The sequence below is a fragment of the Hyphomonas sp. UBA4494 genome, from assembly GCF_002388935.1.
GTDB lineage: Bacteria > Pseudomonadota > Alphaproteobacteria > Caulobacterales > Hyphomonadaceae > Hyphomonas.
This window is the reverse complement of record NZ_DGNK01000029.1, coordinates 32,918-51,534: the sequence shown is the minus strand read 5'-3', so window position 1 is coordinate 51,534 and position 18,617 is coordinate 32,918. Positions and strand designations below refer to the sequence as shown.

General features: G+C 58.9%; 22 protein-coding genes. 9 read left to right on the top strand and 13 right to left on the bottom strand.

Translation table 11 applies throughout. The annotated features are described in order from the left end of the window. The first annotated feature begins 88 nt into the window (after positions 1 to 88). A complete protein-coding gene (locus B2P82_RS10715) occupies positions 89 to 1,327 on the top strand; it encodes an FAD-dependent monooxygenase (protein ID WP_290497008.1) in 1,239 nt (412 codons plus the stop codon). Here the strand turns inward: B2P82_RS10715 and B2P82_RS10710 are convergent. From B2P82_RS10710 to trxA, 5 genes are read right to left on the bottom strand one after another with little or no spacing between them, the layout of a single operon-like run. Then, positions 1,324 to 1,629 carry a gamma-butyrobetaine hydroxylase family protein gene (locus tag B2P82_RS10710; RefSeq protein ID WP_290497007.1) on the bottom strand — a complete coding sequence of 102 codons (306 nt, stop codon included), beginning with the start codon at positions 1,627 to 1,629 and terminating at the stop codon, positions 1,324 to 1,326. The two genes, B2P82_RS10715 and B2P82_RS10710, sit on opposite strands and share 4 nt — an antisense overlap. Continuing rightward, the gene (locus tag B2P82_RS10705) at positions 1,626 to 1,874 is read right to left on the bottom strand and encodes a Trm112 family protein (protein WP_206991730.1); all 249 of its coding nucleotides are present in this window, start codon (positions 1,872 to 1,874) and stop codon (positions 1,626 to 1,628) included. Before B2P82_RS10705 ends, B2P82_RS10710 begins: the two co-directional genes overlap by 4 nt. An 8-nt stretch (positions 1,875 to 1,882) precedes the next feature. Continuing rightward, positions 1,883 to 2,533, bottom strand: a complete 651-nt coding sequence (locus tag B2P82_RS10700) for an LON peptidase substrate-binding domain-containing protein (RefSeq protein WP_034813092.1) — start codon at positions 2,531 to 2,533, stop codon at positions 1,883 to 1,885. Positions 2,534 to 2,588: 55 nt separating this feature from the next. Beyond that, a complete protein-coding gene (locus B2P82_RS10695) occupies positions 2,589 to 2,936 on the bottom strand; it encodes a tetratricopeptide repeat protein (protein WP_290497006.1) in 348 nt (115 codons plus the stop codon). After that, positions 2,911 to 3,468, bottom strand: a complete 558-nt coding sequence (gene trxA, locus B2P82_RS10690) for a thioredoxin (protein WP_290497005.1) — start codon at positions 3,466 to 3,468, stop codon at positions 2,911 to 2,913. The genes B2P82_RS10695 and trxA overlap by 26 nt, the downstream gene beginning before the upstream one ends. 242 nt (positions 3,469 to 3,710) lie before the next feature. Here trxA and B2P82_RS10685 point away from each other — a divergent pair, with 242 nt between their 5' ends. Beyond that, positions 3,711 to 4,370 carry a LolA family protein gene (locus tag B2P82_RS10685; protein WP_290497004.1) on the top strand — a complete coding sequence of 220 codons (660 nt, stop codon included), beginning with the start codon at positions 3,711 to 3,713 and terminating at the stop codon, positions 4,368 to 4,370. A 281-nt stretch (positions 4,371 to 4,651) separates the two neighbouring features. Then, a complete protein-coding gene (locus B2P82_RS10680) occupies positions 4,652 to 5,455 on the top strand; it encodes an exodeoxyribonuclease III (RefSeq protein ID WP_290497003.1) in 804 nt (267 codons plus the stop codon). Here the strand turns inward: B2P82_RS10680 and B2P82_RS10675 are convergent. Next, a complete protein-coding gene (locus B2P82_RS10675; protein ID WP_290497002.1) occupies positions 5,452 to 6,138 on the bottom strand; it encodes a response regulator transcription factor in 687 nt (228 codons plus the stop codon). The genes B2P82_RS10680 and B2P82_RS10675 overlap by 4 nt on opposite strands. A gap of 103 nt (positions 6,139 to 6,241) precedes the next feature. Here B2P82_RS10675 and B2P82_RS10670 point away from each other — a divergent pair, with 103 nt between their 5' ends. Continuing rightward, on the top strand, positions 6,242 to 6,745 hold the full coding sequence (locus B2P82_RS10670) for a L,D-transpeptidase family protein (protein WP_290497021.1): 504 nt from the start codon (positions 6,242 to 6,244) through the stop codon (positions 6,743 to 6,745). On the opposite strand, the gene B2P82_RS10665 is transcribed toward B2P82_RS10670, so the two are convergent. Beyond that, positions 6,742 to 7,410 carry a YggS family pyridoxal phosphate-dependent enzyme gene (locus B2P82_RS10665; protein WP_290497001.1) on the bottom strand — a complete coding sequence of 223 codons (669 nt, stop codon included), beginning with the start codon at positions 7,408 to 7,410 and terminating at the stop codon, positions 6,742 to 6,744. The genes B2P82_RS10670 and B2P82_RS10665 overlap by 4 nt on opposite strands. A gap of 4 nt (positions 7,411 to 7,414) precedes the next feature. On the opposite strand from B2P82_RS10665, the gene B2P82_RS10660 reads away from it, so the two are divergent. Continuing rightward, entirely contained in the window at positions 7,415 to 8,038 is a 624-nt protein-coding gene (locus B2P82_RS10660; RefSeq protein ID WP_206991724.1) for a thiamine phosphate synthase, read from the top strand. Here the strand turns inward: B2P82_RS10660 and B2P82_RS10655 are convergent. Continuing rightward, positions 8,035 to 8,484 carry an NtrZ family periplasmic regulatory protein gene (locus B2P82_RS10655; protein WP_206991723.1) on the bottom strand — a complete coding sequence of 150 codons (450 nt, stop codon included), beginning with the start codon at positions 8,482 to 8,484 and terminating at the stop codon, positions 8,035 to 8,037. The two genes, B2P82_RS10660 and B2P82_RS10655, sit on opposite strands and share 4 nt — an antisense overlap. 76 nt (positions 8,485 to 8,560) lie before the next feature. Then, positions 8,561 to 9,742, bottom strand: a complete 1,182-nt coding sequence (locus B2P82_RS10650) for a porin (RefSeq protein ID WP_290497000.1) — start codon at positions 9,740 to 9,742, stop codon at positions 8,561 to 8,563. Between the two features lie 105 nt (positions 9,743 to 9,847). On the opposite strand from B2P82_RS10650, the gene B2P82_RS10645 reads away from it, so the two are divergent. From B2P82_RS10645 to holA, 4 genes are read left to right on the top strand one after another with little or no spacing between them, the layout of a single operon-like run. Then, a complete protein-coding gene (locus B2P82_RS10645) occupies positions 9,848 to 10,276 on the top strand; it encodes a DUF3576 domain-containing protein (RefSeq protein ID WP_034813069.1) in 429 nt (142 codons plus the stop codon). 37 nt (positions 10,277 to 10,313) lie between these two features. After that, positions 10,314 to 12,881 (top strand): leucine--tRNA ligase, encoded by a 2,568-nt coding sequence (gene leuS, locus B2P82_RS10640; protein ID WP_290496999.1) that lies wholly within the window; start codon positions 10,314 to 10,316, stop codon positions 12,879 to 12,881. Continuing rightward, on the top strand, positions 12,878 to 13,351 hold the full coding sequence (gene lptE, locus B2P82_RS10635) for an LPS assembly lipoprotein LptE (RefSeq protein ID WP_290496998.1): 474 nt from the start codon (positions 12,878 to 12,880) through the stop codon (positions 13,349 to 13,351). Before leuS ends, lptE begins: the two co-directional genes overlap by 4 nt. After that, complete coding sequence (gene holA / locus B2P82_RS10630; protein ID WP_290496997.1) at positions 13,351 to 14,385, top strand: DNA polymerase III subunit delta; 1,035 nt, start codon at positions 13,351 to 13,353, stop codon at positions 14,383 to 14,385. Before lptE ends, holA begins: the two co-directional genes overlap by 1 nt. A gap of 3 nt (positions 14,386 to 14,388) precedes the next feature. Here the strand turns inward: holA and B2P82_RS10625 are convergent, their stop codons facing one another. From B2P82_RS10625 to mnmG, 4 genes are read right to left on the bottom strand one after another with little or no spacing between them, the layout of a single operon-like run. Further along, on the bottom strand, positions 14,389 to 15,306 hold the full coding sequence (locus B2P82_RS10625) for a ParB/RepB/Spo0J family partition protein (RefSeq protein ID WP_206991718.1): 918 nt from the start codon (positions 15,304 to 15,306) through the stop codon (positions 14,389 to 14,391). Between the two features lie 5 nt (positions 15,307 to 15,311). Beyond that, positions 15,312 to 16,124, bottom strand: coding sequence for a ParA family protein (locus B2P82_RS10620; RefSeq protein ID WP_034813061.1), 813 nt, complete (start codon positions 16,122 to 16,124; stop codon positions 15,312 to 15,314). Next, entirely contained in the window at positions 16,111 to 16,734 is a 624-nt protein-coding gene (rsmG, locus tag B2P82_RS10615) for a 16S rRNA (guanine(527)-N(7))-methyltransferase RsmG (RefSeq protein WP_290496996.1), read from the bottom strand. Before rsmG ends, B2P82_RS10620 begins: the two co-directional genes overlap by 14 nt. Positions 16,735 to 16,739: 5 nt before the next feature. Next, the gene (mnmG, locus tag B2P82_RS10610) at positions 16,740 to 18,605 is read right to left on the bottom strand and encodes a tRNA uridine-5-carboxymethylaminomethyl(34) synthesis enzyme MnmG (RefSeq protein WP_290496995.1); all 1,866 of its coding nucleotides are present in this window, start codon (positions 18,603 to 18,605) and stop codon (positions 16,740 to 16,742) included. Between the last annotated feature and the right edge of the window lie 12 nt (positions 18,606 to 18,617).

Genomic DNA, 18,617 nt, shown 5'->3' with positions numbered 1-18,617 from the left:
ATGGTCAAAGCATGGGCAGTGATGCGGCGAATCGCCTAAATCTCCATCATCGCTGGACGATTGGCAGGAGGGCACTTAGCTAAAGACCATGACCAAAACAGCTGCTCAGTCTGACCGCGTGTATGACCTTGCCATAGTGGGGGCCGGACCGGTCGGCACCACACTGGCCATTCTGGCCGCGCAACGGGGCTTTTCTGTAATACTTGTTGACGCTCGGGACCCGAATGCTCCGGTACGCAAGGACACCCGGACCTTTGCCATCGTACGCGGCAGCTGGCGGCTGCTGGACGCGGCAGGTGTGACCAACGCGTTGCGCGGATCAACCGAGCCTTTGAACGGACTGGAAGCGATCGACGGCGGAACCCACTGGTTCGGCGTGCCCGGAGTGCTGTTTGGCAATGACGACCTGCCGGATGATCCCGATGGCCAGCCCCTTGGACAGATGGTTCCGGCCGCTGACCTTCAGGCCGCCTTGGACGATGCCTGCGAGAAGGCGGGTGAAATAGAGTGGGTGCAGGGCAAGCTGTTCGAGTCGATGGAGATCGGTCCCGCTAGTGCCAGCCTGACTCTCTCTGATGGGCGCAAAATCCACGCCCGGCTGGTTGCCGCGTGTGACGGGATGAAATCATCCGTGCGAAGCGCCGTCGGGATCCAGACCGAAGGGCATGATTACAATCAGTCCGTCTTCGCCGCCAATGTGAAGCTGGACCGCCCTCATGGAGGCATTGCGCGCCAGCTGTTCACACCGGAAGGGCCTTTTGCGACCCTGCCGATGCCGGACAATCGAGCGAACCTCGCCTGGTACATGAAACGCGGCGCGGCCGAAGCCATCGCGGCCATGTCTGTCGAGGACATCAATGCCGAACTGAATGCGCGCTTTGCAGATTTTGCGGGCCCCATGGAGATCGACGGACCGTATTCGGCCTATCCACTCGTCATGCAGCTGGCAACGCGCATGGTTGGCCCGCGTACAGCGCTCGTGGGCGATGCCGCGCACCGGATCAATCCGCTCGCCGGGCAGGGACTGAATCTCGGCTTCAAGGATGTCGGCGCGCTGATTGATGTTATGTGCGACGCTCGCGACGTCGGCCTTGATCCGGGATCGGATGTCAGCCTAGAGCGCTATGAAAAATGGCGCCGGTTTGATGCAACGGCCGCGGCGATGTTCATGGATGGGATTGACCGGGCCTTTACCAATGACAGTAATCTGCTGAAGCCTCTGCGGGGCTTGGCCCTGACACTGGCGCAACGGGTGACCCCACTCAGGCGAGCCATGGCCCGCCAGGCCAGCGCGGATCAGGATCACCTGCCAAGCCTGATGCGTTAGGCTGGCACGACCAGTTCCCGCAGGAATTTCCACGTATACAGCCCGGAATCATGTCCGTCAGAGAATCGGATGCGCACGGCATAGCGCCCGACCGGTTCGGCGCCGAGCACGGAGATATTCTCCGGCACCGGCGGCTGGGGAGGACGTGGACCGCTGCCATGACCGCGGACCTCCGCTGACGGGCTTTCCTCGCGCAGGCGTTTGTAGCCGATGACTCCAGATACGCCGTCGTCGAATTCGATAAATAATTCCTGTGCGGATTTCCGGAAAGCCAGACGAGCAGGCCAGGATGGATCGCTCATGCGCCGGGCTCATCGTGAGGAGCGGTTTCGTCCAGATCGCGCGCCTCATCCGCCAGCATGATCGGAATGCCATTGCGGATCGGATAGGCCAGCCGCGCCTTTGGCGAGACCAGCTCGTCGGCGGCGCGGTCATAGCTCAACGGCTGGCGGCTGACCGGGCAAATCAGGATTTCCAGCAAGCGAGGATCAACCCCGGACGGGCCCTTGCGCGGCGCGCCAATTTCTTTCCCGGTATCTTCAGACATGAACGCCCCTATTGCAGCGTGCCGCCATCCTGGCCGGACACATCCATTTCCAGAAGGGTGATGAGCGTTTCCGCGCGATCTTTCAAGGTGGGCGCCTCAACGAGCGCCTGCTTCTCCATCACGGAGAATGGACATCCCGAGCAAAGTGCATTCACCAGGGTTTCGAGCGGGGCTTCTTCCACTGCAGACCAGTCCGTCGCCATATCGTGTGTCTCGGTATAGTCGTGCAACGCACCGACGAGACGCTTGCGGTCCGGCAAGCGCGCAGGCGGGACATCTTTCAGGTCTTCGGCATAGGGCGTCCAATCGGGCGTCACCTGCCGATAGGGCGTCATCACCGAAAGCTCATTGGAGACATCAAACCGCGCAATTCCCGACAGCGTGATCAGATAGCGACCATCCCCTGTTTCAGACCAGGCCGTAATACGTCCCGCGCACCCGGTTTGCGCAATATCCGGCTTGGCTCGTGTGCCCCCGATAGTCTGGACCATGCCGATCATGCGGTCGCCCTGAATGACATCATCAATCATGTTGAGGTAACGCGGTTCGAAAATGTTCAGCGGCAACTGCCAGCGCGGAAACAGGAGCGCGCCGGGCAGGGGGAAGATCGCCAGCTGTTCCGGCAGTTCGGAAATACGCGTGAAGCTCGGCTGGGTCATCGGATTGCGTCTCTTTCTGGATCGGCCTGAAAAGAGATGTGGAGCGAATGCTCCCTCAGGCAAACATCAGCGATGCAAGACGGCGACGACCGCTGACGGTTGCCGGGTCTGTCGCCCCTGCCGCCTCGAACATCTGTAGCAGCTTTTCCTTGGCCTTGCCTTCGCTCCAGTCGAGCTTGTGTCCGAGAATGATCAGCAAATGATCAATCGCATCCCCGAACCGGCCAGCCGCGCCATACTTCTCTGCCAACTCGAACCGCGTGTCGTGATCATCGGGATTGGCAAGGACGGCTGAAAGCGCGGCTTCGAACTCGTCTGGTTCGGCCGCCGAATCACCCATCATTTCAATGGCAGTGCGGACGCCTTTGACGGCGCTGTCATTTTGTTTGTCCTCGGGGATCATGTCGAGCGTCGCCGTGGCGCGTTCCTTGTCGCCATTGGCGAGCGAGCCCGGCGATCGCTGTGACGTTTTCTGGCTCCTGCTGAACGACAGCCGCATAGATCTGCGCCGCTGTGCCAATGTCTCCCGCCTGGCTAGCAGCTTCAGCCTGTTCCAATGCCCCGGCAATCATCTTGCCGGCATCGGTTCCGCTCAGCAGCTTCTCGACGAATGCATTGATCTGGCTTTCCGGCAGTGCGCCCATGAAGGCATCGACGGGGCGGCCCTTGTCGAACGCATAGACGGCCGGAATGGAACGTACGCCAAGCTGCCCGGCATAGGCCGGGTTTTCATCGATATTGATCTTGACCAGCTTGACTTGGCCATTGCGGGACTCGACCGCCTTTTCAATGATCGGCCCAAGCGTCCGGCACGGTCCGCACCACGGCGCCCAGAAATCCACGATTACGGGCTGTTGCTCGGACGCCTCCACAACATCGGCCATGAAATCCTGGTCGGTTGTGTCTTTGGTATGAAGCGAAGCCATTTCAGTCATGTGAGCGTGTTCCTTGGATATCTGCAGGGAACATGGGCTGGAGACCCGCATTTCGCAAGGCGCGGTCCTGACACCAAACGGGCTGTGCGCGTTCATCTGGCAGTCAATCTGGACATGCGATTGGGTGAAGCTGAATGCGGTGCAACGAAAAGCGACGAAAATACCTTTTTCGCGCCCTGTTTCTGCAAGCCTGTCGCGCTTAAGTGTAGGTCCATTGGTCAACGAATTGAGGAGACCGCACAATGTTGAATTTCCTGGCAAGCCTTGGCGCAATCACCGCGATCGCCACGTCCCCCTTCGCAATGGGCCTGCAGGTCACCGATACCGCAGCCCCTGCTCCGCAAGTCGCTCAGCCTGCTGGCCTGACAGACAAACAACGCGCCGACCTGCTGGAACGCGCTTCGGCCGCGCTGGCCGCCGTGGAGACCGCGAGCGGTACGTTTGAGCAACTTGCGCCTGACTATACTGAATCGACTGGGCGGTTCGCCCTTTCGCGACCTGGCAAGGTGCGGTTTGAATATGACGCCCCAAGCCCGCTTCTCGTCGTGAGCGACGGTACAACTGTGGCGATTCAGGATTCCGAACTGGAAACCACGGATCGCGTCCCCCTCGGCACGACCCCGCTCGCACTGTTGCTGGATGACGACATCGATTTTGCCACCGAAGCCGACGTGCTCGACGTGCAAAACCGCAATGGTCGGGTCGAAATCACACTGCGGGACAAGTCCGGTGAAATGGACGGCACGCTGACCCTGCTGTTGATGGAAAGTGATATGTCGCTGACCGGATGGCGCACGATGGATAGCGGCGGAAGCCTCACCTCCGTACAACTGACGAATGTCGAATCCGGCAAGCGCCTGAACCCGCGCCTCTTCGTAATGAAGGATTTTGACGAGAATTGAGGTCGAACTTGACCGCTGGCGCCGGAAAACTGGACCCCTGACGACACAGCCAAGCATATAACACAATTTTCACTTGAATTTAATTGTGAGAGTGACATCTTTGCAACTGTGGACGACGCAGCTACCCCGCGCAGCAATTGACCCCCCGCTGCGACCAGATGCGTTGTCACCGTCGGAGCCTTCCCCTCCCGACGAGACGTGCAAAGCAAGCGTCTGACGCGTCCGAGCTTCCCCGCGCTCGGGCGCGTTGACGTTTCTGGAAACACTGTTACGCAGCCCGAATGTCAAATTCACTCAAGATCGTCAGCTGGAACATCAATTCGGTCCGCCTGCGCGCCCCCAATGTGGAAGCCTTCGTCGCCGCTGAGCAGCCGGACGTAATCTGTCTGCAGGAAACCAAATGCCAGGACGGGGAATTTCCTGAAAAGGCTTTTCGGGAAATGGGTCTGCCACATCTGGTCCTGAACGGTCAGAAAGGCGGTCATCACGGCGTGGCCATTGCTTCGCGCCTGCCGATCGAACGTATCGAGGCCCCAGATCTGTGCCGCCACGGGCATTCCCGTGTGATCGCAGCAAAAGTGGCAGGCGTCGAAATCCACAATATCTACCTGCCGGCTGGCGGCGACGAACCGAACGCCGACACGAACGACAAGTTCGCGCACAAGCTGGATTTCCTTGAGCGGCTTGGACCTGGCTATAAGAAGCAGACCACAACACCGCGCGTTCTTGTCGGCGATCTCAATGTCGCGCCGCACGAGAATGACGTCTGGTCACACAAGCAGATGTTGAAGATCATCTCGCACACGCCGGGCGAGACAGAACGCCTGGAAGATTCGCGCAGTCAGGCGAGGTTCGCTGACATCGGCCGACTGGCCGTTGAAGACCATCAGAAACTGTATTCCTGGTGGAGCTATCGCGCGAAAGACTGGGCCAAGAGCAATCGGGGCCGCAGGCTGGATCATATCTGGATGAACCCGGCTGCCCTGCCGGACACCCGGCTGGACACATACCGCGTCCACCTTGCCTGGCGCGGCGGCTGGAAACCCTCAGATCACGCGCCCATCAGCGTTGAGATGAAAGTCTAGGGCTGCAGGCGGTAACCGCCGGCATCTGTCAGCAACAGGCGCGCATTGGCCGGATCAGGCTCGACCTTTTGGCGCAGGCGGTAGATATGGGTTTCCAGCGTGTGCGTGGTGACCGTCGCATTGTAGCCCCAGACTTCTGACAATAACTCATCCCGCGCGACCGGCTTGCCCTGTGCGCGGTAGAGATACTTCAGGATGTTGGTTTCTTTCTCCGTCAGTCGCACCTTGCGACCATCTTCGGTCACCAGCAACTTCATCGACGGGCGGAACTCGTAAGGCCCGACCTGGAAGGTCGCGTCTTCAGACTGTTCGAAACTGCGCAGGTGCGCACGTACCCGCGCCAGCAGAACAGAGAATTTGAAGGGCTTGGTGACATAGTCATTCGCGCCGGATTCGAGGCCGAGTATCGTATCTGCATCGCCATCCTGTCCCGTCAGCATGATGATCGGTGCACGCACGCCCTTTTGGCGCATTTGCTTGCAGGCTTCGCGGCCATCCATGTCCGGCATATCGACATCGAGCAGGATCAGGTCGATTCGTTCGGCTAGCGCGTGAGTGATGCCCTCGTTCGCATTGGCGGCCTGCAATGTGGTGAAGCCATCGTGCAAGTCGAATTGCTCGGCGAGCGCTTCGCGCAGGTCCTGATCATCGTCAACCAGCAGGATCGTCTTGTTACCTGTCACGGGCGTCTCCTAATTTCGGTCGTCGCTGTGTATTGCGGCTGCTGTCAAATGCCATATGACTTTGCCTAACGCGCAATCACAAGTGTGGGAGCAGTCCGTGAGCATGAAATTCACCGCAACGCAAACCGGCAAGTTTTCCGGGCCGGGCTTTACGGCCCGTTGCGTCCTGGGCAAAGGCGGCGTGGTGAAGGCATCGCAAAAGCGCGAGGGCGACGGGGCCTCTCCGGCTGGCACGTGGCCGGTGCGGAATGTCTTCTTCAGGCCGGACCGTCTGGACCCGCCCGTCACCAGCCTCCCCCTAGTGCCGTTGAAACCTTATGATGGGTGGTGCGATGCGCCGGATCACCGCCTCTACAACCGGCCTGTATCCCTGCCATTTTCGGCAAGCCATGAAAAATTATGGCGCGACGATCATGTCTATGATGTGATTGTCGAACTTGGCTACAATGATGATCCGGTGACGCCGGGCCTTGGCAGCGCGATCTTCATGCATCTGGCCCGGCCGAATTTCGGGCCGACCGAAGGCTGTATTGCGCTCGAGCAGAATGACTTGCTCACCTTGCTGGAATTGATGGTGCCGGGTGCCGAGATCGAAATCTCGTTCTAGGCAGAAGAGTCACGCGGGCCAAACAGAGCAGACCCAACCCGCACATGCGTCGCTCCAAAGCGCGTAGCGATGTCATAATCTGCGCTCATGCCCATGGAGAGCTGGGGGAGTTCGAGACGCTTGGCGATCTTGGCCAGCAGGGCAAAGTGGGGACCAGCCGGCTCATCAACCGGGGGGATGCACATCAGACCAGTCACATCCAGTCCTTGCTCCCGCGCCACGCGGAGCAGCGCTTCGACGTCTCTTGGGGCAACCCCAGCCTTCTGCGGCTCTTCGCCGGTATTCACCTGGATCAGATAAGTCCGTTTCAAACCAGACTTCTGTTCGGCCTTGGCAAGTTCGCGGCAAAGCTTTGGTCGGTCGAGCGTCTCGATGACATGAAACAGGTTTACTGCGTCCTCGGACTTGTTCGATTGCAAAGGGCCAATCAGCCGCAATTCCAGATCCGGATAATCCGCCCGCCGTGTTTCCCAATGCTGGAATGCTTCCTGTACGCGGTTTTCTCCGAAGACGCGGTGCCCTGCCGCGAGGATCTCTTCCAGTGCCGCATCGGATTGGGTTTTCGTCACAGCCACAAGCATGGGCGGTGTTTCAGCAATAGCAGCAAGATCGCCGAGGATCTCGGCGCGGCGCTTGGCAATTCCGGGGAAGTCCGTATCAGTCATCTTGATGGCGCAGAAACCCCAAGACGAGCCGAGACGCAAGCTGATCTCTGCGGCGAGACGCTCGCGGCGGCATTTGCCATCCTGGTTGCCACCCGCCCTTTTCCTGACCGATCCGCAACGGACACCGGACCCGGTCTCAGTTGCAGAAAACCTTCCCGCAGGCTGGGGCATTCTTTACCGTCACTTCGGGGCACGGCACAGTGTATGGCAGGCGCGCCAACTTGCTGACATTGCAAACAAGCGCGGACTTGCCTTGCTGGTTTCGGCCGATCCCGACCTGGCAATTGAAGTTGGCGCAGCGGGCGTGCATTGGCCGTATGCCCGGCGACACGAGGCCCGCAAATGGCGCGACCGGTTCGATCTGATGAGCATAAGCGCTCATGGCCGCGCCGAATTGCAAAAGATTGATGCACGCGTGTTCGATGCGGCACTGGTGTCTACAGTGTTCCCATCCAATAGCCCCTCCGCCGCGGCGCCCATGGGGCCACACACGTTACGCTGCCTGTCGCGGCAAAGCGCGTTACCAATCTACGGGTTGGGCGGAATCAATTCGCGCAATGCCGCCAGCATAAGCGATGCAGCAGGCCTGGCAGCGATTGAAGGAATAAGGGACCCGTTCAGATCCTAGAATTTGAAGGCAGACTTCAGCCGGATACCCGCTTCGACTTCGCGAGACTCCCATGTGGACGTGTCATTCAACTCGTCCGTGCCAACACTGACTTCACCGCCAACCGAGAATCGCGGGGTAATCTTGAAGGTCGCACCCGCCTGCATTTCCTCACGCGGTAGCGGAGAAAGGTCTGTACGGGAGACCTTGTCGAGGTTCAGTTGCCAACGGGCATTGCCGCCAAACTGCATTGAGAATTCGCGGTCAGGTTGGGCCTGCCAGACAGATTCGGTGCTAGCGGGTTTGGCCTGAGCGAATTGACGATACCATTCGGACTGCGCGGCCGAGGTTTCAGATATACTAGGCGTTGCCATTTCCATGGCGGGTGCAGACACGTCATCTTGCGCCGCGGCTGGCAAAGCCAGCGCGGTTAGCGCGATCACGAAAGTTGCAAAGCCCAGCTTCATCGAATTTACCTCTGCTCCAAGAAATAGTCGGAGGGGCAGGTAAAGAGAAGATTAAGAATCTGAAAGACCCGCTATTCTAGTCCGATAGTGTGATTTCTATCACAATCCCCTCAGGGGAATTTTTACCCGCCGAAACGCCAAAAGCGTTAGTTGGCGACAGGTTCAGGCCGTTGTCCGCATATCCAAGGGTGAATCTTGCATGTTTTGTGACATTTCGCGAGACGCCCAATTTCCATGCATCTCGCTCCAAGCCTGTCAGATCATCTTCCGCGAATCCGTATTCGGCCCCTATCAGGTAATCGCCCACCGACTTGGTCAGGCCCACAGTCCACGCTTCATAGTCACCCCCCGTCTTGATGCCATTGTCGGAGACGAGCCACGTTGCACCGATGGATATCGTGTCAAATTCCGCCTTTGTCCCCGCTGACCAGGTCGTGACACGGTCATACAAATTCGATGCGTAGGGCGGCGTCTCAATCTCTGCGGTACTTGCTGCAAGGGCACCGCTCAGCCTTACGCCCGCGCTGCGCAAAAGGCGGGAGGCATTGATGGACCCTTCAACCGCATTGGTGATTGTTAGGGGTGCAGCGCCAGGCAGATTACGGTCAGCATCCCGGTCGAGGCCGCGGACATCCGCCTTGGGCGTGATGCTGACACCCGCGCGCACTCCCACCAGGCGAGGTGTCGCGTAAGAAAGCTTCACCGACGGCCCCGTCAGGTCATGCCGTGTCGTAACCATGTCCAACCCTGTTGGGTCCAACACCTGACGACCGCTGGCAAGCGTATCAAAAACGGAGGGTGCGCCTTCCTGAAAACGCGCCGCAACGCCCAGGTCCCGCCCCAACCGGAGCTGCCCATAGCCACCTTCGACATATATGTAAGCCGTTTCAATTTCGGCTCGGGTTTCGGTGTCATTTGGCGGAACGCCGACTGCCAGCCCAGTGAACGCGCCCTGCAACCCCAGACCGTTCCCCTCCATACCGACCGGTACACCGCTGAATCCGGCCCGTTGGGAGTGGTCCTTCTGAAGTTCAGCCCGACCGGCAGCGCCGATTTCGAGGCCGCTATCCAGGATTCGATTGGTCGATACGCCAGCCCAGGTACGCGCCAGAATTTGCTCGTCAGCCTCCGGCATCATTACCAGACTGGCACCCAGATCGGTTTCGGTTTCCCACGGATTCCAGTCGTCCTCCCATTGCGCATGCGCGGCGGGGCCGGCAAGCGCCAAAGCGAGAACGGAGATTTGGGCGAATTTCATACCGGTCCTCCATGGGGGCGACACGCAGATCAGCACTGGCGAGCCCGTAAACCCCTTGTTATACAAACCGCCGTCAACAAGGTCTTGCACTCAGGAACTTTCTTCATGGTCAAATATGTTTTCTCTGCGGCGATTGCCGGCATGCTGATGGTTTCAGGCTGCCAGTCCAAATCGGGCGGCAACGCCGAAGCCCGCGTGATCCAGCAAAATATCGGCAGCGTGAATCCATATCTCTGGCGCGCCTCGCTCGACACGTTCGATGATCTTCCGGTGGCAACGGCCGACCCTATCGGTGGCCTGATCACGTATGACTGGAAGGCATATGCCGCCGCGCCAAACGAACGCGTCAAAGTCACGGTCTACATCCTTGATACGCGTTTGCGTGCAGATGGCGTGAAAGTTTCCGTGTTCCGTCAGGAAAAGAGCGAAGCCGGCGAGTGGACCGATGCTGTCGTTGATCCGGAAACCGCACTCCAGCTTGAGAACAAGATTCTGGATCGGGCACGACTGCTGAAGAATTCCCAGCTGGGCTAAGCTCCGGCTGAACCAATAATCCGGAAAGGTCAGGGGCATGGCGACCCGTTACGATCCGCAAATCGCGGAACAGAAATGGCGTGCAGCTTGGGAAAAGGCCGCACTCTTTCACGCAAAATCTCCAGCCGAGGCGGGTGATGCGCCCAAGGCCTATGTGCTGGAGATGTTCCCATACCCATCCGGACGGCTGCATATGGGCCATGTGCGCAATTATGCGATGGGCGATGTCGTTGCGCGTCACAAGCGCGCCAAGGGCTACAATGTGCTCCATCCAATGGGATGGGACGCGTTCGGGATGCCGGCCGAGAACGCCGCCATGGAGCGCAATGTTCATCCGGGCGAATGGACCTATCAGAATATCGCCTCGATGAAGGCCCAGTTCTCGAAGCTCGGCCTGTCGCTCGACTGGAGCCGGGAATTCGCGACCTGCGACCCGGAATATTACGGCGCCCAGCAGGGTCTGTTCCTGAAATTCTTGGAAAAGGGCCTCGTCTATCGCAAGGCCTCGAAAGTGAATTGGGACCCGGTCGACAATACGGTGCTGGCCAATGAACAGGTCATCGACGGGCGCGGATGGCGCTCGGGCGCGCTGGTGGAACAGCGCGAGCTCACGCAATGGTTCTTCCGCATTACCGACTATGCCGAAGACCTGCTGACCGAAGTGCAAAAGCTGGAGCGCTGGCCTGAAAAGGTGCGCACCATGCAGGCGAACTGGATCGGCCGGTCGGAAGGGCTCCAGATGCGGTTCGAATTCGATGGCACCGCGCCATCCGGATTTGGCGAAGGCATCGAGATCTTCACAACCCGTCCGGACACGTTGTTCGGCGCGAGTTTCATTGCCCTGTCGCCAGATCACCCGCTGACCGTCCAAATGGCGGAGCAATCGGATGAGCTGAAAGCGTTCCGCGCAAGATGCGCACAGATCGGCACCAGCGAAGAAGCCATCGAAAAGGCCGAAAAGCTTGGCTTCGATACCGGCCTGACCGTCAAACACCCTTTCGACGACACGAAGGCCCTGCCCGTATGGGTCGCGAACTTCGTGCTGATGGGGTACGGCACCGGCGCGATTTTTGGCTGCCCGGCGCATGACCAGCGCGATATCGATTTTGCCCGGAAATACGGCCTGAGCGTCACGCCCGTTGTGCTGCCGGCCGACGCTGACGCTGCCACGTTCGATGTTGAAAACGAGGCCTATACCGGCCCCGGCAGCATCTTCAATTCCGGCTTCCTTGACGGGATGGCGATTGATGACGCCAAGCGCGCCGCCATTGAAAAAATCGAATCCATGGGGCTCGGTGAAGGCAAGGTGAACTATCGCCTGCGTGACTGGGGCGTCTCGCGCCAGCGCTACTGGGGCTGCCCGATCCCGGTCATCCATTGTGAAAACTGTGGCATCGTGCCAGTGCCGGAAGCCGATCTGCCGGTGAAACTGCCGGACGAGGTTTCCTTCGACCAGCCCGGCAATCCGCTGGAGCGCCACCCAAGCTGGAAACATGTCGATTGCCCGAAATGCGGCAAGGCCGCCCGCCGCGAGACAGACACGCTGGACACTTTCGTCGACAGCTCCTGGTACTATTCCCGCTTTGCAAGCACAAACGATCTGGAAGAGCGCGCCTATTGGATGCCGGTCGACCAATATGTTGGCGGCGTCGAGCATGCGGTGCTTCACCTGCTCTATGCGCGCTTCATCGCCAAGGCGATGCGCGATGTCGGCCTGCTGGACTTGCCGAATGGCGAGCCGTTTGCCGGTCTTTTCACGCAAGGCATGGTGACGCACGAGACCTACAAGTCTGCGGCCGGAAAGTGGCTGGAGCCGAATGAAGTCACTCGCGATGGCGATACCTGGATCGAGACCGCCACCGGCGCGATTGCGACGGCAGGTCCGATTGAGAAAATGTCGAAGTCCAAGAAGAATACGGTCGACCCGGATGCCATCATCAGCCAGTTCGGCGCGGATGTCGCGCGCTGGTTCGTCCTGTCAGATTCCCCGCCGGAACGAGATGTCGAGTGGACCCAGTCCGGCGTTGAAGGCGCGTCGCGGTTTGCCCAGCGCCTGTGGAGCGTGTTCGATGCCCTGCCAGAGGATACCAGCACTGCCGCTGGCGAGGATGCCGACTCCACAGCGCTGCGGAAAGCGAACCACAAGGCCGTAGCAGCCATCGACAAGGCAATCGAGGAATTCCGGTTCAACTCTGCCGTAGCCACCATCCATGAATGGGTCACCACTTTGAAAAAGGCTGAATCGGCTGGCGACACCGTGTTGGGCGCGCGTATTGAAGGCGCCTCCATGCTGGCCCGCTGTGTGACACCGTTCATACCGCACCTGGCCGAGGCCTGTTGGGAACGACTGGGCCAACCTGCCTTCGTATCCTCAGCGCCCTGGCCCGTGGCGGACCCCGCCCTGCTGGCGGATGATGAGGTCACAATGGCGGTTCAAGTGAATGGGAAGCGCCGCGCGGAAATCACCGTGCCGAAGAGCATGGACAAGGATTCCGTCGAAGCCGTTGCGAAAGCCCATGCGGATGTAGCCAGCTTCATTGAGGGCAAGTCCGTGAAGAAAACCATTGTCGTGCCCGGCCGCATCGTGAATATCGTGGTGGCATGAAACAGTTCTTCGCTCTTGTCGCCTTCGCCCTCATAGCCGGGTGCGGATTCAAACCGGTCTATGCGACGGGCGCGGGCGCCACTTATGGCGGCGCCATCACGGTCGAACCCATCGATGGCCGATCGGGATACATCTTGCGCCGGGCCTTGCAGGAAGAGTTGGCGATCGGATTGCCAAACGTGACAGAGGCTGCCTCGCTCCAGATTACGGTGAAAGAAAATCTGACTCGGTTGGCATTCCAGCAAGACGGCGCAGCGGCGAGATCAAATGTTACCTTGTCGGGCCGTTACGCTTTGTCTCAAGGCCAAGAACAACGGTTGACCGGCTACGCTGTTGGCGAAGTCAGTTTTGCGGTACCGAGCAGCACTTATGGAGACATAGCAGCCCAAAAGAGCGCCTCGGAGAGAGCGGCCGGCATCTTGGCGAAGAATATCGTGGACGACCTGCGGCGCAAATTGTCGGTTGAATAATGTTGTTCAAGGGCAAACAGGCGAGTGATTTTGCCCGCAAGCCCAAACTATCCGTTTGGGCTGTGCTGGCCTTCGGTGAAGATTCCGGCCTTGCCTCCGATGCCGCGATTTCCCTGATCAAAGCCTGGACGCCGAAAGGCGCCAATATGGATGTCACCACACTGGATGATGACTCCATAAAGAAGGACCCATCACTCCTGTTCGACGGACTCGAGGCGGTATCCCTCCTGGGAGACCCTCGCGTCATCCGCGTTCGGACAAGCGGCGACAAGATTGCCGCCCTGTTGATAGAAGCCATTCAGAAAGGTGAATCGCAGGAGGGCTATTATTCCGCCCGCCTGATAATCGAAGCTGGTAGCCTGCAGAAGCGCTCGAAATTGCGCGCCGCCGCAGAAACCGCCCAACTGACCGCCTGCCTGCAACTGTTCGCCGACGAAGCGGGCGATATTGAAAAACGGGTTCAGGATGCGCTGAAGTCCGAAAGTGTCCAGATCACACCCGAGGCGCTCGCACTGTTTGTGGGCGACCTGCCGGGCCATCGCAATCTGGCCAACTCGGAGATCGAGAAGCTCGCCCTCTATGCGCGCGGTCTGGGCCGACCGCTTGATGTGGATGATATCCGGTCCTTGTCCGCTACCGATGTGGATCACAATCTTTCAGCCGCCATTCGCGCAGCGCTCGATGGCAAACCGGCGCTCGTCCACACCACACTCGACCGACTGGCTGTTGCGGGCACGAGTGGGATTTCCATCCTGCGTTCACTTCAGTTCGAAACCATGCGCATGCTGGACGCTCAGTCTCGGCTTGCATCCGGCCAATCGAATCCCGGCATGAAACTCCGGCCGCCCGTTTGGCAAAGCGAATGGGGCCTGTTCAGCGCGCGCCTCAGGAAGTGGCCGACCAAGCGGCTGATGCGGGTGATGGAACGAATCTATGAAGCAGAACAGCAAGCCAAGTCCGGGTCAGGCAGTGCGGACCCAGTAATCCGTGTACTGATGAATGAAATCGCCCGCGCCGCCGAAATTGCAAGCTGACGTTCAGAGAATGTTGCGCTTGGCAGTCAGACGTCTGCAGACGTCGTCAAGTTGTTCCAGGTCGCGATACTTGATGCGAAGCTCGCCGCCATTCTTGCCGTGGCGGATGTCTACATCCAGTCCGATGGACCGGGAGAGATCCGCCTCGAGGGCTTCGGTGTCGACATCCTTTTCCTCTGACTTGAGTCGGGCGGATTTGGTTTCAACGGGCGTGTCTTCGCGAGCAGCCTTGGCATGCGCTTCGACTTCGCGAACCGTTAGGCCTTTCTCAACAGCAAGCTCCACCAGCGCTTCCGGATCGGGCGCACCCAGCGCCGCGCGCGCGTGTCCCGCCGTGACCTTGCCATCACGAACATACTCTCGAGCGCCTTCTGGCAATTGCAGCAAGCGCAGGGTGTTTGTGATGTGAACCCGACTTTTGCCGACGCTTGTGGCAAGACTGTCCTGAGTTCGACCGAAGCGCTTCATCAGCGCCTCATAGGCTTCAGCTTCTTCAATTGGGTTGAGGTCTGCGCGCTGAACATTCTCGATGATGCCGATCTCGAGTAGTTCCAACTCGTCGGTATCCCGTACAACAGCGGGAATACTGGTCAGACCGGCCAGCTTGGCGGCGCGCCACCGACGCTCCCCCGCTATGATCTGATACTCGTTCTTTTCCTTGGGATCCGGACGGACCAGAATAGGCTGGAGAACGCCTTTGGATTTCAGGGATTCCGCGAGTTCCTGAAGGGCGGCCTCGTCGAAGGTCCGACGAGGCTGTTTCGGATTTCGGCGAATCTTGTCGATCGCGATTTCGTTGGAGCTGCCCTTACTCCCACCTGCAGTGCGTGCTTCAGGCGGAGAGACAGCCTCCACTTCCCCAATCAGGGAAGACAGGCCGCGTCCAAGACGGGAAGGTTTGCTCTTGGTATCGTCACTCATATGGGTCAGGCCGCGCGGGCTTTCTCTCTTTGAAGGACTTCGGATGCGAGACGGATATAGGCCTCGCTACCTGGACAGCGATAGTCATACAACAAGGCCGGCTTGCCGAAAGATGGCGCTTCGGAGAGGCGCACATTTCGCGGTATGACCGTATTGTAGACCTTGGCGCCAAAGAAGGCTCGCACTTCGTCGGCGACCTGGTCGGACAGATTGTTTCGCCGGTCATACATGGTCAGGACGACGCCCTGGATTTCGAGATTGGGATTGAGGCCAGAGCGCACAACTTCCACCGTGCGAAGCAATTGGCTAAGGCCCTCCAGCGCCAGGAACTCACACTGTAGCGGAACCAGAAGTGCGTCGGCGGCTGTCATCGCGTTCAAAGTGAGCGAGGACAGCGATGGCGGGCAATCAATCAGAATATAGTCATACTGGACCAGTCCGCCCTGGACAGACCGCTGAACATAATCATGCAGCGCGTCGCGCAATTTGTAGGACCGGTGAGAGTCATTGGCCAGTTCGGTTTCTACACCAGAGAGGTTTTCATCGCCCGGAACAATGTCAAGACGCGGCACAATCGTTGACAGAACCGCTTCTTCCAGCGGGATCCGGTCCACGACAACATCATAGGATGTCTGATGCCGGTCCTGGCGCTCAATACCCAGCCCTGTGGAGGCGTTGCCCTGCGCATCGAAATCGACAATCAGGACGCGCCGGCCCACAGCCGCCAACGCCGTACCGAGATTTATGGACGTCGTTGTCTTCCCGACCCCGCCCTTTTGGTTCACGACTGCAAAGATTCTAGGTTTACCGCTGACCACGCTTGAGCTCCCTCACGATCAAAATCACGCCTGACCCACCAGTGCGACTTGGAATCGCCTCATAGGCGAAGTTCCATCTTTGTTGGGCGTCCGTCAATTCTTCTTTCCAGCGTTCGCCCTTTAGAAAAACCCCTGTTGCACCGTTTTCCATCCAGGGAGCGGCGTAGTCGAGCAGTTTTGGAAGGGGCGCAAACGCCCGCGCAGTGATAATATCCGCGGTGGAATTCGGCGCAGCCTCAATCCGTCCCTGATAAACCGACGCATTGAGACCAGCATCGTCGATAGCTGCGCGGAGAAAGGCGCATTTCTTCCCGACGCTTTCCATCATGGTCACATGACTCTGTGGCCGGGCCGCAGAAATGATCAGTCCGGGAAATCCCGCGCCGGAACCCAGATCGACGATCCGCGTTGTTTCCGGAATAAATGGCAAAATCTGATAGGAATCGGCTACATGGCGACTCCATATCTGCGGCCACTCACGCGGTCCAATCAGATTGGAGCGTTGCCGCCACGCGTCGAGAGTTAAGATCACGGCGTCCAATCTTTCCGATGTTTCACGTGAAACATCGAATTCGGCCAGAAAGGCCGCGCGATCTTCGGAATTCATCATGAGTGTTAACCAGCTTTCTTCCGGCGCTTAACATATCCCAAAAGGGCCGTTAGAGCGCCCGGTGTCACGCCTTCGATACGTCCGGCCTGACCCAAAGTGGAAGGACGGACCGATTCCAGTTTCTGGCGAACCTCATTCGAGAGACCGCCAATTCCCGAATAATCGAGATCTGCCGGGATCATCAGATCTTCGTCGCGACGCAAAGCGGCGACATCTTCTGCCTGGCGTTCCAAATAGGAAGAGTAAAGGGCTTCAATCTCGACCTGTGTCCCGATCTCGTCGGAGATGTCTGATACTTCCGGCCAAATGGCGGACAGTGCATTGAGATCGATCTCCTTGTAGGAGAGATATTCCCATGCCGTCCTGACGCGGCCATCCTGATTGACCGCCCATCCGGCTTGAGCCGCTTTTGCGGGCGACAAGGTCAGTGTCTTCAGAAGTTGGCGGGCAGATTCAAGCGCTCGGTGTTTCACGTGAAACACGTCTGCCCGGTCTGACCCGACGCATCCGGCGGCAATACCCTTTTCGGTGAGACGCTGGTCGGCATTATCGGCGCGTAGTGCCAACCGATATTCGGCGCGCGATGTAAACATCCGATAGGGTTCCGTCACGCCGCGCGTCACGAGGTCATCGATGAGGACGCCAATATATGCCTCCGCGCGATCAAATATAATCGGATCTTTTCCGCCCGTGGCGCGCGCCGCATTCAAGCCCGCAACGAGACCTTGCGCGCCGGCTTCTTCATATCCGGTTGTGCCATTGATCTGCCCGGCGAGATACAGGCCTGGAAGCGCATGCACCTCAAGTGCGGACGAAAGCGCACGTGGATCGACGTAATCGTATTCGATTGCATAGGCATGTTGGATGATCTTGGCATTCTCGAGCCCGGGAATGGTTCGAAGGAAACGCTCCTGAATATCCTCTGGAAGCGATGTCGAAATGCCATTTGGATAAACGGTGTGATCGTCGAGACCTTCCGGTTCCAGGAAGATCTGATGACTATCCTTGTCGGCGAACCGGTGAACCTTGTCCTCGATAGACGGGCAATAACGCGGACCGCGGCCAGCAATCGCGCCGGAATAGACGGCCGATTGCTCAATATTCTCGGCAATGATCGCGTGGGTTTCCGGCGTCGTCCAGGTGATGCCGCATTTGACCTGCGGCACCGTAATCTCATCGGTCAGATACGAAAACGGAATCGGCTGCTCATCGGCGGGCTGCATTTCAAGACGATCCCAGGCGATCGTCCGGCCATCCAGCCGTGCCGGCGTACCAGTCTTCAAACGCCCCATCGGGAGACCAAGCCCATAGAGCCGGTCCGACAGGCCAATCGCAGGGACCTCGCCGACACGACCGGCAGGGACACGTTTCGCACCTATATGGATGATGCCTTTCAGGAAGGTGCCTGTGGTGATCACGACAGAAGCCGCACGATAAATCTCGCCCTTCAGACCAATCACGCCCGCGACGTGATTGTCCTCCACGATCAGGTCTTCGGCGCCATCCTCAATGATGGTCAGGTTTGGATAGTCCGCAAGTTCCGCCTGCATGGCATCGCGGTAAAGCTTTCGGTCGATCTGGGCGCGGGGGCCCCAGACAGCCGGACCCTTGGACCGGTTGAGCATACGGAACTGGATACCGGCCTTGTCTGCCAGCCGTCCCATGAGGCCGTCCAGCGCATCGATCTCTCTCACGAGGTGACCCTTGCCGAGGCCGCCAATTGCCGGATTACAGCTCATCTCTCCGATGGTTGCGCGCTTGTGTGTGACCAGAGCGGTGCGTGCGCCCGTCCGCGCCGCAGCCGCGGCCGCTTCGCAGCCGGCATGACCGCCGCCTACCACTATCACATCAAACTGTTTCATCTCGCTCATGGCGCTACTTGG

Coding starts and splice junctions, on each gene's coding strand:
- B2P82_RS10715 (WP_290497008.1), top strand. CDS start 89: ATGACCAAAACAGCTGCTCAGTCTGACCGCGTGTATGACCTTGCCATA.
- B2P82_RS10710 (WP_290497007.1), bottom strand. CDS start 1,629: ATGAGCGATCCATCCTGGCCTGCTCGTCTGGCTTTCCGGAAATCCGCA.
- B2P82_RS10705 (WP_206991730.1), bottom strand. CDS start 1,874: ATGTCTGAAGATACCGGGAAAGAAATTGGCGCGCCGCGCAAGGGCCCG.
- B2P82_RS10700 (WP_034813092.1), bottom strand. CDS start 2,533: ATGACCCAGCCGAGCTTCACGCGTATTTCCGAACTGCCGGAACAGCTG.
- B2P82_RS10695 (WP_290497006.1), bottom strand. CDS start 2,936: ATGATCCCCGAGGACAAACAAAATGACAGCGCCGTCAAAGGCGTCCGC.
- trxA (WP_290497005.1), bottom strand. CDS start 3,468: ATGACTGAAATGGCTTCGCTTCATACCAAAGACACAACCGACCAGGAT.
- B2P82_RS10685 (WP_290497004.1), top strand. CDS start 3,711: ATGTTGAATTTCCTGGCAAGCCTTGGCGCAATCACCGCGATCGCCACG.
- B2P82_RS10680 (WP_290497003.1), top strand. CDS start 4,652: ATGTCAAATTCACTCAAGATCGTCAGCTGGAACATCAATTCGGTCCGC.
- B2P82_RS10670 (WP_290497021.1), top strand. CDS start 6,242: ATGAAATTCACCGCAACGCAAACCGGCAAGTTTTCCGGGCCGGGCTTT.
- B2P82_RS10665 (WP_290497001.1), bottom strand. CDS start 7,410: ATGACTGATACGGACTTCCCCGGAATTGCCAAGCGCCGCGCCGAGATC.
- B2P82_RS10660 (WP_206991724.1), top strand. CDS start 7,415: ATGGCGCAGAAACCCCAAGACGAGCCGAGACGCAAGCTGATCTCTGCG.
- B2P82_RS10655 (WP_206991723.1), bottom strand. CDS start 8,484: ATGAAGCTGGGCTTTGCAACTTTCGTGATCGCGCTAACCGCGCTGGCT.
- B2P82_RS10650 (WP_290497000.1), bottom strand. CDS start 9,742: ATGAAATTCGCCCAAATCTCCGTTCTCGCTTTGGCGCTTGCCGGCCCC.
- B2P82_RS10645 (WP_034813069.1), top strand. CDS start 9,848: ATGGTCAAATATGTTTTCTCTGCGGCGATTGCCGGCATGCTGATGGTT.
- leuS (WP_290496999.1), top strand. CDS start 10,314: ATGGCGACCCGTTACGATCCGCAAATCGCGGAACAGAAATGGCGTGCA.
- lptE (WP_290496998.1), top strand. CDS start 12,878: ATGAAACAGTTCTTCGCTCTTGTCGCCTTCGCCCTCATAGCCGGGTGC.
- holA (WP_290496997.1), top strand. CDS start 13,351: ATGTTGTTCAAGGGCAAACAGGCGAGTGATTTTGCCCGCAAGCCCAAA.
- B2P82_RS10625 (WP_206991718.1), bottom strand. CDS start 15,306: ATGAGTGACGATACCAAGAGCAAACCTTCCCGTCTTGGACGCGGCCTG.
- rsmG (WP_290496996.1), bottom strand. CDS start 16,734: ATGATGAATTCCGAAGATCGCGCGGCCTTTCTGGCCGAATTCGATGTT.
- mnmG (WP_290496995.1), bottom strand. CDS start 18,605: ATGAGCGAGATGAAACAGTTTGATGTGATAGTGGTAGGCGGCGGTCAT.